Origin of the sequence: Methyloceanibacter sp., assembly GCF_050728395.1 — a bacterium.
Classification (GTDB): domain Bacteria; phylum Pseudomonadota; class Alphaproteobacteria; order Rhizobiales; family Methyloligellaceae; genus Methyloceanibacter.
In genome coordinates this window covers 16,454-29,988 of record NZ_JBOHJB010000040.1, presented here as the reverse complement: position 1 = coordinate 29,988, position 13,535 = coordinate 16,454, and the positions used below count along the sequence as shown (strand labels likewise).

19 protein-coding genes and 2 tRNA genes are annotated in these 13,535 nt (G+C 64.0%); 9 read left to right on the top strand and 12 right to left on the bottom strand.

Annotated elements, in window-relative coordinates; all coding sequences use genetic code 11:
* The coding region (locus tag ACREC7_RS09080; RefSeq protein WP_431555359.1) for a LysR family transcriptional regulator at positions 1–438 on the bottom strand (438 nt) is incomplete at its 3' end.
* Positions 439–556: 118 nt separating this feature from the next.
* On the opposite strand from ACREC7_RS09080, the gene ACREC7_RS09075 reads away from it, so the two are divergent.
* Both ACREC7_RS09075 and ACREC7_RS09070 read left to right on the top strand, forming a co-directional pair.
* Positions 557–1,162, top strand: coding sequence for a pyridoxamine 5'-phosphate oxidase family protein (locus ACREC7_RS09075; RefSeq protein ID WP_431555358.1), 606 nt, complete (start codon positions 557–559; stop codon positions 1,160–1,162).
* 130 nt (positions 1,163–1,292) lie between these two features.
* Complete coding sequence (locus tag ACREC7_RS09070) at positions 1,293–2,051, top strand: hypothetical protein (RefSeq protein ID WP_431555357.1); 759 nt, start codon at positions 1,293–1,295, stop codon at positions 2,049–2,051.
* 51 nt (positions 2,052–2,102) lie between these two features.
* Here ACREC7_RS09070 and ACREC7_RS09065 read toward each other — a convergent pair whose 3' ends face one another.
* Entirely contained in the window at positions 2,103–2,816 is a 714-nt protein-coding gene (locus tag ACREC7_RS09065; RefSeq protein ID WP_431555356.1) for an RlmE family RNA methyltransferase, read from the bottom strand.
* Between the two features lie 88 nt (positions 2,817–2,904).
* Between ACREC7_RS09065 and ACREC7_RS09060 the strand changes: the two genes are divergently transcribed.
* Positions 2,905–4,347, top strand: coding sequence for a DHA2 family efflux MFS transporter permease subunit (locus ACREC7_RS09060; protein ID WP_431555355.1), 1,443 nt, complete (start codon positions 2,905–2,907; stop codon positions 4,345–4,347).
* Here the strand turns inward: ACREC7_RS09060 and ACREC7_RS09055 are convergent.
* Positions 4,344–5,600 carry a Ppx/GppA phosphatase family protein gene (locus tag ACREC7_RS09055; protein WP_431555354.1) on the bottom strand — a complete coding sequence of 419 codons (1,257 nt, stop codon included), beginning with the start codon at positions 5,598–5,600 and terminating at the stop codon, positions 4,344–4,346. The genes ACREC7_RS09060 and ACREC7_RS09055 overlap by 4 nt on opposite strands.
* Positions 5,601–5,925: 325 nt before the next feature.
* Here ACREC7_RS09055 and ACREC7_RS09050 point away from each other — a divergent pair, with 325 nt between their 5' ends.
* Positions 5,926–6,366 (top strand): hypothetical protein, encoded by a 441-nt coding sequence (locus tag ACREC7_RS09050; protein ID WP_431555353.1) that lies wholly within the window; start codon positions 5,926–5,928, stop codon positions 6,364–6,366.
* 20 nt (positions 6,367–6,386) lie between these two features.
* Positions 6,387–6,462, top strand: a tRNA-Arg gene (locus ACREC7_RS09045).
* Positions 6,463–6,588: 126 nt separating this feature from the next.
* Here ACREC7_RS09045 and ACREC7_RS09040 read toward each other — a convergent pair.
* Positions 6,589–6,750, bottom strand: a complete 162-nt coding sequence (locus tag ACREC7_RS09040) for a hypothetical protein (RefSeq protein ID WP_431555352.1) — start codon at positions 6,748–6,750, stop codon at positions 6,589–6,591.
* 12 nt (positions 6,751–6,762) lie between these two features.
* On the bottom strand, positions 6,763–6,960 hold the full coding sequence (locus ACREC7_RS09035; RefSeq protein ID WP_431555361.1) for a helix-turn-helix domain-containing protein: 198 nt from the start codon (positions 6,958–6,960) through the stop codon (positions 6,763–6,765).
* 158 nt (positions 6,961–7,118) lie between these two features.
* Here ACREC7_RS09035 and ACREC7_RS09030 point away from each other — a divergent pair, with 158 nt between their 5' ends.
* Complete coding sequence (locus tag ACREC7_RS09030; protein WP_431555351.1) at positions 7,119–7,457, top strand: hypothetical protein; 339 nt, start codon at positions 7,119–7,121, stop codon at positions 7,455–7,457.
* 182 nt (positions 7,458–7,639) lie between these two features.
* Here the strand turns inward: ACREC7_RS09030 and ACREC7_RS09025 are convergent, their stop codons facing one another.
* From ACREC7_RS09025 to ACREC7_RS09005, 5 genes are all read right to left on the bottom strand, one after another.
* Complete coding sequence (locus ACREC7_RS09025) at positions 7,640–7,786, bottom strand: hypothetical protein (RefSeq protein WP_431555350.1); 147 nt, start codon at positions 7,784–7,786, stop codon at positions 7,640–7,642.
* A 311-nt stretch (positions 7,787–8,097) separates the two neighbouring features.
* Positions 8,098–9,054: a CopD family protein gene (locus ACREC7_RS09020; RefSeq protein WP_431555349.1), complete on the bottom strand. Its 957-nt coding sequence runs from the start codon at positions 9,052–9,054 to the stop codon at positions 8,098–8,100.
* Between the two features lie 29 nt (positions 9,055–9,083).
* Positions 9,084–9,569, bottom strand: a complete 486-nt coding sequence (locus ACREC7_RS09015; RefSeq protein WP_431555348.1) for a copper chaperone PCu(A)C — start codon at positions 9,567–9,569, stop codon at positions 9,084–9,086.
* A gap of 64 nt (positions 9,570–9,633) precedes the next feature.
* A complete protein-coding gene (locus tag ACREC7_RS09010; RefSeq protein ID WP_431555347.1) occupies positions 9,634–9,984 on the bottom strand; it encodes a copper resistance CopC family protein in 351 nt (116 codons plus the stop codon).
* Position 9,985: 1 nt separating this feature from the next.
* On the bottom strand, positions 9,986–10,588 hold the full coding sequence (locus ACREC7_RS09005; RefSeq protein ID WP_431555346.1) for a hypothetical protein: 603 nt from the start codon (positions 10,586–10,588) through the stop codon (positions 9,986–9,988).
* 65 nt (positions 10,589–10,653) lie between these two features.
* On the opposite strand from ACREC7_RS09005, the gene ACREC7_RS09000 reads away from it, so the two are divergent.
* Positions 10,654–11,019, top strand: a complete 366-nt coding sequence (locus ACREC7_RS09000) for a hypothetical protein (protein WP_431555345.1) — start codon at positions 10,654–10,656, stop codon at positions 11,017–11,019.
* 120 nt (positions 11,020–11,139) lie between these two features.
* On the opposite strand, the gene ACREC7_RS08995 is transcribed toward ACREC7_RS09000, so the two are convergent.
* On the bottom strand, positions 11,140–11,547 hold the full coding sequence (locus tag ACREC7_RS08995) for a hypothetical protein (protein ID WP_431555344.1): 408 nt from the start codon (positions 11,545–11,547) through the stop codon (positions 11,140–11,142).
* Between the two features lie 72 nt (positions 11,548–11,619).
* Positions 11,620–12,066, bottom strand: coding sequence for an ester cyclase (locus tag ACREC7_RS08990; RefSeq protein ID WP_431555360.1), 447 nt, complete (start codon positions 12,064–12,066; stop codon positions 11,620–11,622).
* 338 nt (positions 12,067–12,404) lie between these two features.
* On the opposite strand from ACREC7_RS08990, the gene ACREC7_RS08985 reads away from it, so the two are divergent.
* Positions 12,405–12,478, top strand: a tRNA-Gln gene (locus ACREC7_RS08985).
* Between the two features lie 333 nt (positions 12,479–12,811).
* Positions 12,812–13,282 carry a phasin family protein gene (locus tag ACREC7_RS08980; RefSeq protein WP_431555343.1) on the top strand — a complete coding sequence of 157 codons (471 nt, stop codon included), beginning with the start codon at positions 12,812–12,814 and terminating at the stop codon, positions 13,280–13,282.
* Positions 13,283–13,535: the final 253 nt, after the last annotated feature.

The following is a 13,535-nucleotide window of genomic DNA, read 5'->3' as shown; positions in this document are numbered from 1 at the left end:
CCCGATCCGCACCGAGACATCGAGCCCCTCCTCGATCAGATCGACGACACGATCGACGAGGAGCAGCCGCGCGGTGACCTGCGGGAAGGCCTCGAGAAACGCGACCACGATGGGCACCACGTGGAGGCGCCCGAACATGGCGGGCGCCGTGATGACAATCTCGCCGCGCGGCTCTAGACGCTGACCGGCAAGGGCGAGATCGGCCGCCTCGAGCTCGGCAAGGATGCGGCGGCACGACTCAAGGTAATGCCGGCCAGGCTCGGTGAGGGCGAGATGCCGCGTGGTGCGGGTCATGAGCCGCGCGCCGATTTGCTCCTCGAGCGCCGCCAAATGGCGGCTGACGGTCGCAAGCGGCATATTCAGACGGCGTCCGGCGGCCGACAGGCTTCCGGCGTCGGCGACAGCCGTGAACACTCGCATGGCGGCAAGGCGGTCCATTCCGTTATTCCGAAATCCGGAAATATCAATTGGAATAATAGGCAATACTCTCCCAGAGCGGAATGCACTATTTAGTGGGCCAGAGCAGGCCCCAGGGGCTGCACGACGGGGAAGCACCATGGCCTCCACAGACATCGCCTTCTCGCCCTCGGTGAAGGACGTTCAAGAACGTCGCGGCTCGCGCACCGCCTATGCCCGTCTCGAACAGAATGGCGGCTGGGACGCGAAGATCGACGCTGTCCTCGCCAAGTTCATCGCCGGCCTGCGCTCGTTCTATTTTGCGACCGCGAGCAAGGAAGGGCAGCCTTACGTCCAGCATCGCGGCGGACCGCCGGGCTTCTTGCACGTCATCGACGAGACGACGCTCGCCTTCGCCGATTTCGCCGGCAACCGGCAATATATCAGCACCGGCAATCTGGCCGAGAACCCGCGCGCTATGCTCTTCCTCATGGACTACCAGCGGCGCCGGCGCGTGAAGATTTGGGGCCGCGCCCGCGTGGTCGAGAATGACCCTGAGTTGATCGCGCGTCTATTCCCGGACGACTATAGGGCTCGCCCCGAGGCCGCGATCCTCTTCACCGTCGAGGCCTGGGACGCCAATTGCCCGCAACACATCCCGCAAATGCTGTTTGTGGAGGACGTCGCCACGACCATCGATGTGCTCGAGAAGCGCATCGCCGCGCTTGTAGCGGAGAATGCCCGCCTTCGCGGCAACGCTGCCTGAGCCGTACACGGATTTGTGTCCTTTCAGGGCTGGAACTGGCGGAGCCGTTCTTGCATTATTCACGAGAGCGGCGTTGGGCCGGCAGGATGAGCCGCCGGTCCCCCCGTCCGATATATCAAGGAGAACTGTCATGAGAGCACCCCTGGCGGCCATGGCCGCTTTGGCGGGCGGTTTGCTTTTTCTGCCCGCCCTCCAAGGACCGGCGTCGTCCGCGCCGATCGATCTGAAGAGCCTCGGCAGCGCGTCCGGCTCCGTCATCCTTGTCGGCCACGGTGGTGGTGGCGGTGGTGGTGGCGGCGGTGGGGGAGGCGGCGGCGGCGGCGGGGGAGGAGGCGGCGGCGGCGGTGGTGGCGGTGGCCCCGGTGGCGGTGGCGGCGCCCACTTTAGCGGTGGTGGTGGCGGTCCCGGCCTCTCAGGAGGCGGCGGTGGACGCATTGGCGGCGGCGGAGGCCTCGCGAGAAGCGGCGGAGGTCCGAACTTAGGCGGCGGCCCGCGCGGCGTGCGGTCTTTCGCCGACAATGGCGGTGTCCACGCCTACAGCAGCCGCGCCTATAGCGGCCCGCGATACACGAGCCGCGACTTCAATCACGGCGGACCTAAGGGCGACGCTCGTCGCGGAAATGCCCAAGCGTTCAATCGCGACCGCGGCCACGACCACGGCGACCGCAATCGGCCCGATCGTCGTCGCTTTGCGGAAAACAACCACAATCACGGCCACGACTCTGATCATCACCGGCATCGGGTCTTCAGGAACGGCGTCTGGGTCTGGGTCTACGGTCCCGACTACGCTTACGGCGACAACTGCTACTGGCTCCGCCAGCGCGCCTACGCCAGCGGCAGCCCCTATTGGTGGTCTCGCTACAACGCTTGCGTGAGCAGCTATTACTAACCCTCACGACTTCGTCTAACGAAGGGCCTCCGCTTCCTGCGGGGGCCCTTCTCATTTCGCGCCACGAAACCCTGTCGCCAGCACATAGACCTCGGGCGATTCCTTGCGGCTTGCTTTCGGCTTGACGTGGCTCACCTTGGCGAAGGAGCGCTTCAGCCGCGTGACCAGCTCGCCGCCGGCTCCCCCCTGAAACACCTTGGCGAGGAACGTTCCGCCCGGCTTGAGCACGTCCTCGGCGAGGTCGAGCGCGGCCTCGACCAGCGCGACCACGCGGAGATGGTCGGTGGCCCGGTGTCCGGTAGCCGGCGAGGCCATATCGGACAGCACGGCATCGGCGTGGCCGCCCTTCAGCCCTGCACGGATCGCAGCGGCCGCGTTCTCCGCGCTCACATCGAGCGTCAGCACCTCCACACCCGGCAGCGGCTCGATGGCGGCAAGATCGACGGCGAGCACTTGGCCCCTCCCCTCGACCGCGCCGACCCGCTCCGCCGCGATCTGGCTCCAGCCTCCTGGTGCCGCGCCCAGATCGAGCACGATCATCCCTGGCCTCAGGAAGCGGTGTTTGTCGTCCATCTCGATGAGCTTGAACGCCGCACGCGAGCGATAGCCCCGCCGCTTCGCCTCCTCGACATAGGGGTCGTTAAGCTGGCGTTGCAGCCATCGGGTCGAGGCAGTCTTGCGGCCCTTCGCCGTGCGCAGCTTGACCGTGAGCTTGCGGCTGCCGCCGCCCTGCTCCGCGCCGCCGCCTTTGCCCCGGCTTACCATTTGTTAATGAGGCCCATTGGCCCAGACCCTTGACCCTGTGGGGGCCCTAGCCCCATGTCCGACTTAAAGTCCCTCTAACACCTGCCACATGCCTCGCTACTTCGTCACCCTCATCGTCGCGGTCGCTCTCTTCATGGAGAACATGGACTCGACAGTGATCGCGACGTCGCTGCCGGCCATCGCGCGGGATCTCGGCGAGGATCCGATCGCGCTCAAGCTCGCGCTCACCTCTTACCTCCTGTCGCTCGCCGTGTTCATTCCCTTGAGCGGCTGGATGGCCGACCGCTTCGGCGCCCGCATTGTGTTCCGCGCCGCGATCGTCGTTTTCACCCTTGGCTCCGCGGCCTGCGGCTTCGCCCATTCGCTGCTCGACTTCGTGCTGTTCCGCATCGTGCAGGGCATGGGCGGGGCCATGATGGTGCCGGTTGGCCGGCTCGTCATCCTGCGCACCGTGCCCAAGGCCGAGCTGATCTCGGCGCTTGCCTGGCTCACCATCCCGGCCCTGCTCGGCCCGGTGATCGGACCGCCGCTCGGCGGCTTCATCACCACCTACGTCTCCTGGCGCTGGATCTTCTGGATCAACATCCCCATGGGCATCCTCGGCGTGATCCTCGCCACCTATTACGTCGCCAACATTCGCGAGCATGAGCTTCCCCCGCTCGACATCAAGGGCTTCATCCTCTCCGGCATCGGGCTCGCCGGGCTTGCCTTCGGCTTCACCACCATCGGCCAGGGCCTGCTGCCGATGCAGATGGTGATCGCGCTGCTCACCGTCGGGGTCATCGGCTGCTGGCTTTACGTTCTGCACGCGCGCAAAGCCCCCGCCCCGCTCATCGATTTGAGCCTGCTCAAGGTGAAGACCTTCTATGCGAGCGTGGTGGGCGGCTTCATCTTTCGCGTCGGCATCGGGGCCACGCCCTTCCTGTTGCCGCTGCTCCTCCAGCTCGGCTTCGGCCTCACGCCCTTCCAGTCCGGGCTCTTGACCTTCGCCAGCGCCGTCGGCGCCATGGCCATGAAGGCCACGGCGGCGCCGATCCTGCGCCGCTTCGGGTTCAGATTCGTGCTGGTGATCAACGCCGTGGTGAGCGGCCTGTTCATCGCGGCGACAGCCCTGTTCACGCCGGTCACGCCGCACGCGGTCATCTTCGCCGTGCTCGTGGTCGGCGGCTTTTTCAAGTCGCTGCAATTCACCAGCATCAACTCGCTCGCTTACGCCGACATCGAGCCCCGGGCGATGAGCCGGGCCACGAGCTTCGCCAGCGTAGCCCAGCAGCTCTCGCTGTCGGCCGGCGTCGCCATCGGTGCCCTGGTGCTGGAAATTCAGCGCCACGGGCGTCTCGACATGGCCGTGCAATCGAGCGATTTCACCACTGCCTTCATTGTGGTCGGCGCCGTCTCCGCCGCGTCGGCCTTGATCTTCATGATGCTGCCGAAATCCGCCGGCGCCAGTCTTTCTGCGCCGGCGCGCCCGCTCGCCGCCGCGCGGAAACCAGCGTCGATCGCCGAGGCCGAAGCCCGCGTGGATGTTTAGCTGCCGCCCGCCGAAACGTGCGGCCAGGGGCGGTGGCGGTGATGCGGTGCGCCGCCGTGCCCATCCTCGGCCATCAGCGTGGCGAGGATGCCCTCACGCAAACCTCGATCGGCGACGCGCAAACGCTGGCAGGGCCACACCCTGAGCAGCGCCTCGAGGATGGCGCAGCCCGCGAGCACGAGATCGGCGCGCTCCTGACCGATGCAAGGCTGGGCTACGCGCTGGGCATAGCTCATATCGATGAGGGCGTCCGACACGCGCCGCGCATCCGGGGCGCTGAGCCAGCAGCCATCGACCCGGCTGCGGTCGTAGGCTGGAAGGCCGAGATGAATGCCGGCGATGGTGGTGACCGTGCCGGAGGTGCCGAGGAAATGCGCGCAACACTTGGCAATGCGCTCGCGGAAGCGGTGGGCCTCTTCGAAATCAGTCAGCGCCGCCATCACGTCCGCGACCATGGCCTCGTAGTTCTCGCGGCCGACCTCGCGCCCGCCATGACGCTCGGCAAGATTGACCACGCCGATGGGCAGCGACGTCCAGCCGGCGATGCAGCTTTGCACTTCGAGCCGGTCGTAGATCGAGCGGCGCCAAGGGCCGTCGAGCCGGGTGAGGTCGAGCCAGATCAGCTCCGAGCTGCCCCCGCCGATATCGAACACGAGCGCCCAGTCGCAATTGCGGTCGATCAGCGACGCACAGCCCGAGACCGCGAGCTTCGCCTCGGTCTCGCGGCTCACGATCTCGATGGCAAGTCCCGTGTCACAGCGCACCCGGTCGATGAACTCGCCGCTGTTGGACGCGATCCTGCACGCTTCGGTGGCGATCAGGCGCGAGCGCGACACGTTTCGCCGCCGCATCTTGTCGGAGCAGATCTTGAGGGCATCGATGGTGCGGTTCATGGCGGCGTCGGACAGATATCCCGAACGCAGCACGCCCTCGCCCAAGCGAATGATGCGTGAAAATGCGTCGATGACGAGAAAACCGCGGCGTGAGGGCCGCGCAACCAAGAGCCGGCAATTGTTGGTGCCGAGGTCGAGCGCCGCGTAAACCGGAACCCCGGCGCGCCGGGCGCGTGCCCCCGCATCGCTCTTGCCCTGGGCTGCCCCCAACAGGCCCCCTACCGGCGCATCAAGCAGCGCCCGGGCCACGACTGGTGCTGGGCCGCCGCCTTCCCCGCAGTCGTTGGTCTCGCTCCGCGCGGCCTTCACGTCCGGCGGAACTATGGCAGCCGCGCGGGCATTGCCGCTCGGCCCAGTCACGATGTTCAACCCTTATGTCCGCGGCACCCGCCTACTTCAGGCTCCCACATGCTTGGCCGCGGCTATGGTTCGATAATTCCACTGTAGCAAGGTCTTAAGGGAGGTAAAGCGGGATTTCCGGTCTTGCCCCCGGGCAGTTTGACCCCGGCAGACAAAATCCTGTCGCCTCGACTTGAACTGTTCGCGGCCATCACAATGTCGCCTTGCTCGCCTCGTAGCTCAGTCTTGGTAGCGGGGAGCTGCCGCCAGCTGCCGAACCTGAGTCGCCAAGTGTAGACTCGCGTGAGCCGTGCGACCCGCCAAGCATCCAACCCGGAGGAACATCATGGGGTATGACGAACTGAATTCGAGACGCTTCGGCCCCTGTGCCATTGCTGCGGTTTTACTTGGTCTGGGGCTAGGCCTCGCCCTGCCCCTCGGTCCGGTTGCCGCCGCCGTGCCGGGCGACACGACGCCGGCCAAGCAGGCTCTGCCGAGCGAGGCAGCGAAGACCGACAGCACGATCGTCGTCGCCGGCAAGGACAAGAATTGGCACAACAATAAGAACTGGAACAACAACAAGAACTGGAACAACAAGAAGGTCGTCGTGGTCCGGCCCTATCGCAAGTGGAACAAGCGGCCCTATTACGGCACCGTCATCGGCGGCGTCGCGCTTGGCACCATTCTCGGCGCAGCCGCCTATTCGGCCGTGGCGCCGGCGCCGAACACCTGCTGGTACTGGGCCGACCCGTCGCAAACCCAAGGCTATTGGGACTATTGCCAATAGGCTGCTACGTTGGCGCCGCAGCGCCTGTAGCTCAACGGATAGAGCACCAGACTTCGAATCTGGGGGTTGCAGGTTCGAGCCCTGCCGGGCGCGCCAACGCATGGCTTAGCGTAACTCGCGCTAAGCCATTTTTTTTTAAGTCAGCATCAAGTCAGCAAGGCGCGGCCTCTTGCAGGGCGGCCCGAGGGCGAGCGCGGCTGTTTATCGGGCGCGAAAGTTCGGTCAGTAGTGCAGGACCCGCGCATGAATACAGAACGCCTCCACGAAGGCAGTGCGGGTTGGACCGAATGGCTCGGCGGCGATAAGACGATACGTCTCGAACAACATCCCGATCTCGTAGCGGAGATGATGCTCGATGACCTCTTTGAGCTTGGCGTTTTTCATGCGCCCGCCGCTTTACCTTATGCTCAATCGAACCCCCGGCTTCCGCCCGTTGGTGAACTCCACGCCAGCGGCTTCGAGAACTTGACGAAGACTGGTGACGGTGCTGGGACGTATTTTTTCGCCTCGCTCGAAGCGAACGATTGTTTGGGGAGCAACCCTCGCGGCAACCGCTAACTTCTTGACGCTCAGGCCAAGCGCGGCCCGTGCCATTCGGCATTGAACAGGCAGCATCCGCGTGCCTCGCCAGCAAACTGAATGATATTATAGTAAGCCAGCCGACACTGACTGATGCGCAGGGCGAGAAGGTTAACCGCTTTTGCAGGTTCAAAATCGGGTAGCATGGGCCTGCAAGGGGGGTGATCGCACCCATGAGAACAGTGTTCGCCCTCGCATTGGCAGTTAGCATCGCTGCCTTTGGGGCGGGCTGCAGCACTCCTGCGCGGGTCACGCAGATTGGTCCCGACACCTTCACGGTATCGGCCCGCACGGCGCACGGCGGCACCGCATCCGCAAGAGACGCTGCCCTCTCCGCAGCGAACCAACAATGCGCGCGTCTTTCTAAGCAGCTGCTGGTTTTGAAGAGCAGCAACAATATCGAACTCAATGAGAACAAAGTTACTGAGACCAACGATATTCAAAGCGACATCATAGATGTGACATTTCGTTGCCTCGCGGCGGGCGACCCCGCACTGCGTCGGCCAAATTAGCACGGCGGGCACTAGCTAGTGTCACCGCTACCTTTTTGGGATTCTTTTTATTGAGCCCTGCCGGGCGCGCCACCTCGCATTAGACTGATCCGCGCAACGTTCTTTGCGCGGGCGGAGCGGCGCCTTGCATTTGCAAAGGGCGGCGAGTGGAAACCCGCCGCCCTCTGTCGTTCTGGAAGAGACTACATTCCCTTCGAGCACGTCTTGGTGGTTTGATCCCAATGCATGCCGGCCTTTTCGCAGGCGGCCTGGGTTTTTGGCGCGGCGAACGCCGGCGCGCTGAAGGCCATCACGAAGGCCAAGGCGAGCATGGATACGAGAGTCTTCATCGTGTTTTCCTCCTGTTAGCTACTCCAGGACGGATCAACGATCTTGCGCCGCCTTTGATCGGCAGGTGCTTCCCGATGTCGCGATTGCCGGGCGGATGCCCCAAAAAAAGAGGGGGCCGGAGGGTTAGCTCCGGCCCAAGCTTTAGCGGCTTGCGGCTTGGGGGGCCGAGGGATAGGCCGCCATCAGCTGCTGATGAGTGCCGGCATAGCTGCTCGCCGGGCTGCAAGGAAACGGGGGGGCACTCCTCGCAGCGCACTCACCATCAGTAAGAAGCAATTTACCATAAACCTGGCGAGACGGTGCAACTAGGTTAAGGCATGGTTAACAGAGCGCCAGCGATGGTGGCAGCCGGTCTCGCATGCATGCCAGGCTCAAGGCCGCTCAGTGCGCCCGCGGCAAGCACAACCATGAGCCCAATCACGGTCTCCCCCGCGATGGTGCGCATCAGCGCCCATCTTGCGGGCTCTGCGTCTCGGCGTTCCAGCGCCGGGGTAAGGCGAAAGCGGTTGATGGCGGCAAGCCCAAGCAGCACGGCAAAGAGTGCCGCCTTGAGGAGAAGCACCCAGCCATAGGCGGTGCCGATCAGCCCAGCCACGCCTCCGCCGAGAACCCAGCCCTGGAAACAGGCGGTTCCCGCGATTGCCGCGACGCAGAACGTGGCGAGCCCTGAGAAGCGCCCCAGCGTCTCGGCTGCGGGCTCGGGCGGGGCGTCGCGTACCAGGACAAGCAGCGGCAGCAAACCGCCGAGCCAGGCACCGCCCGCAACGAGGTGCAGTCCTTCGGCATAGAGCAGCAGGCTTGGGCCATGCTCCATGGCGAAGGCGTGGCTGTGTGCGGTCTGCAGCGCAAGGGCGAGCCCCACGAGCCCCACCGCGGCAAAGCGCCATCGCTGCGGCCACGCCGTCAGGAGCAGGAGCGCCGCAAGCACCGAGAGCGCCTGGGCGAAGACATCGTGGCCGAAGCTCGTGCCGAGCAACACCGTTGGGATCGCCGCGAGGATGTCGGTCGCATTTGCCGCGTCGGACATGTCGGACGCTTCGAGCGCGAGCCACCCGAGCAGGCCGAAAAGTGCCGCAGCGAGGCTCACCCGGGCGAGGCGCAAGCATCGTCCCTCGATCGCGTCAGCCTCGCGGGCGCCCATGAGCTTCAGTCCCTGCGGGGCGACGAGCCGGATGAACACCAACGCGCCGAATGCGGAAAAAAGCGCGGCAACGAACGCCCCGCGTACCAATGGCAGCAGCAGGTTTGTGACCCCGAGATCAAACATGGCCGCGCCGTGCCCGCGACGACGGAGCGTCAATGATGGTCGTGCTCGTCAGGCGTCGGGCTACCGGCCCCAATCCCTTCGACCTCGAAGGTCACATCGATTGTGCCGGCCTTGTCGAAGGTGAGAGTGCCTTCGAACTCGTCGCCCTCTTTCAATGGCTCTTTGAGGTCGGTGAACATGAGGTGGTAGGAGTTGGGCTCGAGCGCGACCGAGCCGTCCGCCGGCACGGGCAAACCATCGGTCAGCTCGCGCATCTTCATCACGCCATCCACCATGCTCATTTGATGGATGCCGGTGTGACCGGCAATCTCGGCCGTCGCCGAGACGAGCCGGTCGGGCTCGGTGCCGTCGTTCTCGATGGTGAGATAGCCGGTAGCGACTTGCGCTCCGCCGGGCGTCGCCCGCGACCACGGATGCTCGACCGTGATCGAGCCTTTGCTGAACTCATGCGCAAAACCGGGGCCGATGGAAACGACCGCCGCAATCGCGACGACACAGGCTGTGAGCCGGACCATGATTCTTTCTCCTTGCACCTCGCTCACGATCGGAACCTGACGTGACCCCGCGTGCCGGGTTGCATCACTTCCCGACCTGGAAGCTGAAGCTTCCTTGGGTCTTGTGCGTGTCGACCGAGAGCGCGTGCCAGGTTACGCTATACCGCCCCGGACTCAGGCCGCCGACGCTGAGCCGCATCACGTTGCCGCTCACGCTGGATCCGTGGTCGACGCGCGCCCCGCCGGGGCCACGCACCTCCCCGCCGCTGAATTTGGGCTCGAGCCTCTCGGTGAAAGTGAGTGTGACTGCCCCAGGCGAACCGGCAACGGTGCTGCCAACCGCCGGGCTTGCGTGGTCAAGACGGGCGTGGGCCTCGGCTACCGTCGAACAGCCGAGCATGGTCAGCAAAATCAGTGCGAGTTTGAGGTTGCGCATGTCAGTACCCTGCTCCTTCCGCTGCCGAGGTCTGCCCGAACAGCGGCTTGCCGATTGAATGAGGAAAGATGTCATCGAGATAGAGGTGCAATTGACCCATGACGCCAACATTGTCGCCGCTGGCCCGGTTGACCGGAATGATCGCTTCGACCGCCAACTGGAACTTGTCGGCGACGTAGATCGCACCTGGATTGATGGTGCCAGTCGTCCGTTCCTCGCCGCTAAAATTGGAGGTCTCGGTCGATAGATTCCATTCGACGATGGGGATGAGGCGGTTGATGAACTCAGGCAGACCCAAATCCTGCACGCTCGATTTCAGATAGGGCATGCTGTACTGGAGCGTGCCGCCCCAATTGAAGGCCCGCGGCACGGGCGCGGCGAACACCAACCCGGTCTCTTCATCGGCTTGGTTCACCGATGACTTCGTCGGAATCGCGTAGCCGAGCTGCGCCGTGACCGCGAACGGTTTGAGCAGCCTCATCGACTCCGGCATGAAGCCGAAGCCCTGGCCGACGAAGAAGGTCGGCACCAGCGTGGTGAACGGTTCGGCGTCCACGGCCTTGCTGCCGGTTCCTCCCCAATCGACATCGAGCGATATCGACATGGCGCGTTCCGTCGCTGATATTTGAAGCTCGTCCCAAGATTGTCGAAGCCCTGGGCGCTGCCTTCATGAGGAATGTCGAGATGGATCCATGCCTCTTCGAAGGACACGCCGAAATTCTCGGTGATCGTCTTGGAATACTCGCCGGAAATGTCGAGCTCTCGCGCGGAAGGATCGTCGCCGTTCTTGAATCCGGCGATCGTCGGCATCGACAATTCGTCGGCGACGCATGGATCGTCGACATTGAGCGTCGCCGGAAAGAAGCGATTGCCCACGATGCAATGGGCGCCCGCCGGCGTATGGCATCCGAGGCCGAACAGCAGCGCGAGCGCCGCTCGACTTGCGATACCGTTATGGGATCGCGTTCTGGCGCGACCAATGAATATTCCCATGATTATGCGTTGTCGCTGCATGGTTCCCCCCACGCTCTCTGATCCGTCTGCGATGCTGCCGATCGGCGGGGCGGTAAACACCCGCGATGATCGTCAGCCGATGCACCACACGCCCCCCCAATAAGACGGGGTGGCGGCGCGGCGCGCTTCGAACAGTCGAAACTAGGCTTGGATGGCGGGAGGACCGCGGCTCTGGGGCGCGCGCAAGCTCACGCCTGCAAGGCCCTCGCTGGTCAGGTGCGGAGCCGGAGCCCGGATCGCGACCCTGACGATGCCGATCGTATGGGCCGGTGCGATGGCAAATTGGAAAGCGGCGAAGCCCTGGCAGAACGGGCAATGCTTTTGCGGTGTGACCGGCGCCTTGCGTGCCGGATCGTTGGTGGCTCGATCGGTGGTTCCCGACGCCTCATGACAGGGTGCGGCGCGAGCACCGACAATCGTTTCGCCGAGAAGCGTCGCGGTCGCCTGCGAAACCACATGCAGGGGGATGAGGGCCGCATAAAACATCGTGCCGACGAGCGCGAACGCCCCGGCAATGCGGCGGTATCGGTCGAGGACCCCCATCCCCATGGTAATAAGCCTAGCCCGAGGCAGAGCCCGGGCTCAAGCCCTACTTTCGTCGGAACAAAATCGTCGGGACGGCTACTGAATCCAACCCAGCTGTTTCTGGAAGCCGAGCCCGTCATAGTAGTCGCTCTGAGCGACGATCTTGCCGTTCTTGACCCGCATGAAGGTCACTCCGTCGAAGCTGAACGGCTTGCCGGTCGCCGGCGTGTCAGGCCCCCATGCGCCCGTATTGGTGCCGCCAAACGTCCATTCAAACGCGATGCCATCCGCGCTTTCGATCGGCTCGCCCCTCATCTTCCAAGTCAGATCAGGCGCCGCCGTCACGAACAGCTTGATGACCTTGTCACGCGCTGCATCACGACCTTTCTGCGGCTCGCCGACGGTTGCGTCGAGATAGGTGACATCATCGGCCATGAATGCAGCCGCGGCATCGGCATCGTGGGCATTCCAAGCCGCCACATAAGCATCCGCCACCTGGCGCGGCGTCATATCTGCTGCGAGCGCGCTTGCGGTTGCCGCCACCGCCAACAATGTACCAAGCACCCAACCTCGATACCGCATGGTCTTTACCTCCCTTTCAAGCCTCTTGCTCCGGCACGACAGCCTGCCTCCGCTCCGGCAAGGGGGCGATAGGCCCTATGTGCTGCGCGGACCGCCCTGCCGACGTACCGAGCAGGCTAACCTTGGTAGGGCGCTCAATCCGGCGCAGACAATATCGGCAAAGGGGCACCCGGAGAAGAGCCAAACCTCCTCGCACAGGTCCGGTCTCTCCGCGTGAGCGGACATCTATGGCACGCTGCGTCTCACACAAGCGGATCGGCTATCGCCGCGAAGCTACCCGCCGTGATACAAGGAAGTGTTGGGGGATCGTCTAACGGTAGGACAGCGGACTCTGACTCCGCCAGTCTTGGTTCGAATCCAAGTCCCCCAGCCACCGCCGATCCCAGTCTTCGCCAGTCGCCGCAAGCAGCTCACATCCAAGATTGCACGCGCGGCGTAAAATGTGCGCCCGGGAAGGCGTTACGATGTTCGCCTCGCATGCCGCGGGCGGTCACGGGTAAGAAACACCGATTTCTAGGTGCTTAACCAATAGAGCTGAGAACTCGGTTTGCGAGACGCAGGACGTTATTGCGCGCCGCGCTTGCAAAGTGTCTCGCCAAGGTCTTACCCTTCACAATTGGCAGCCCGGCCTGAGCGCATGGAAGCGTGCCGGCTCGGGTCGTCCAACCCCTGCTAACCTTCTGCGTAACCCCAAGAGGCCAGTACCATGACCGAAAGTTCAAAAGCTGCAGCCGAGAAAGCGCGCGACACGTATCGCAAGGCCGCTGCTCAATTCGAGGACTTAGCCGGCGACGCTCAAGTGCCGGAGGCAATGCGCGCTTTGGCCGAGAAGAACATCGCTCAAACGCGAGAGATCTATGAGCGCTCCAAGGACGCGCTCGACACGGTGCTCGAGAGCTGGGAGAGATCGTTCGACGCGGTCGGCCAGGGCGCCGTCGCGCTCAACCGCAAGGTCATCGACATTGCTCAGCGCAACATCAATTCCGGCTTCGACCTCGCGAAGAGATTGGCCGCGGCAAAGAACCTTGCCGAAGCCATGGAACTGCAGGCTTCCTACTGGCGCAACCAGATCGGTGCTTTGCAATCGCAAGCCGAAGAGATGCGCACGCTGTCGACCAAGGTGACCGCAGACGCCGCCGAACCGATCAAGTCGCAGATGACGCGCGGCCTCGATTGAGGAACGCCGCAGCCTGACGCGTTTGGTGTCTGTGAGGTTGCCTCAGGGTGACTCCGTCTGAGCCGCGCTCGTAGCGGAATTTGCGGCAACGATCGGTTATGGCCGCAACTCCAATGTTTCGAAGCCCCGTGATGCCTCTTCCCGGGGCTTCTTCTTGTCTATTCTCCCTCGCCAGACGGCCGGTTTGACAAGCCGCCGTTCTCATGAAACAGGCATTGACCGTTTCCGCGGGGGTTGCGCCTCGCGAGGCTAT

Excerpts from the sequence above, each read along its gene's own strand:
- ACREC7_RS09000 (WP_431555345.1), top strand. The coding sequence starts at position 10,654 with ATGAGGAATGTCGAGATGGATCCATGCCTCTTCGAAGGACACGCCGAA.
- ACREC7_RS09075 (WP_431555358.1), top strand. The coding sequence starts at position 557 with ATGGCCTCCACAGACATCGCCTTCTCGCCCTCGGTGAAGGACGTTCAA.
- ACREC7_RS09020 (WP_431555349.1), bottom strand. The coding sequence starts at position 9,054 with ATGTTTGATCTCGGGGTCACAAACCTGCTGCTGCCATTGGTACGCGGG.
- ACREC7_RS09060 (WP_431555355.1), top strand. The coding sequence starts at position 2,905 with ATGCCTCGCTACTTCGTCACCCTCATCGTCGCGGTCGCTCTCTTCATG.
- ACREC7_RS09005 (WP_431555346.1), bottom strand. The coding sequence starts at position 10,588 with ATGTCGATATCGCTCGATGTCGATTGGGGAGGAACCGGCAGCAAGGCC.
- ACREC7_RS09035 (WP_431555361.1), bottom strand. The coding sequence starts at position 6,960 with ATGGCACGGGCCGCGCTTGGCCTGAGCGTCAAGAAGTTAGCGGTTGCC.
- ACREC7_RS09015 (WP_431555348.1), bottom strand. The coding sequence starts at position 9,569 with ATGGTCCGGCTCACAGCCTGTGTCGTCGCGATTGCGGCGGTCGTTTCC.
- ACREC7_RS09030 (WP_431555351.1), top strand. The coding sequence starts at position 7,119 with ATGAGAACAGTGTTCGCCCTCGCATTGGCAGTTAGCATCGCTGCCTTT.
- ACREC7_RS09065 (WP_431555356.1), bottom strand. The coding sequence starts at position 2,816 with ATGGTAAGCCGGGGCAAAGGCGGCGGCGCGGAGCAGGGCGGCGGCAGC.
- ACREC7_RS09050 (WP_431555353.1), top strand. The coding sequence starts at position 5,926 with ATGGGGTATGACGAACTGAATTCGAGACGCTTCGGCCCCTGTGCCATT.
- ACREC7_RS09025 (WP_431555350.1), bottom strand. The coding sequence starts at position 7,786 with ATGAAGACTCTCGTATCCATGCTCGCCTTGGCCTTCGTGATGGCCTTC.
- ACREC7_RS09040 (WP_431555352.1), bottom strand. The coding sequence starts at position 6,750 with ATGAAAAACGCCAAGCTCAAAGAGGTCATCGAGCATCATCTCCGCTAC.
- ACREC7_RS08980 (WP_431555343.1), top strand. The coding sequence starts at position 12,812 with ATGACCGAAAGTTCAAAAGCTGCAGCCGAGAAAGCGCGCGACACGTAT.
- ACREC7_RS09070 (WP_431555357.1), top strand. The coding sequence starts at position 1,293 with ATGAGAGCACCCCTGGCGGCCATGGCCGCTTTGGCGGGCGGTTTGCTT.
- ACREC7_RS09010 (WP_431555347.1), bottom strand. The coding sequence starts at position 9,984 with ATGCGCAACCTCAAACTCGCACTGATTTTGCTGACCATGCTCGGCTGT.
- ACREC7_RS08995 (WP_431555344.1), bottom strand. The coding sequence starts at position 11,547 with ATGGGGATGGGGGTCCTCGACCGATACCGCCGCATTGCCGGGGCGTTC.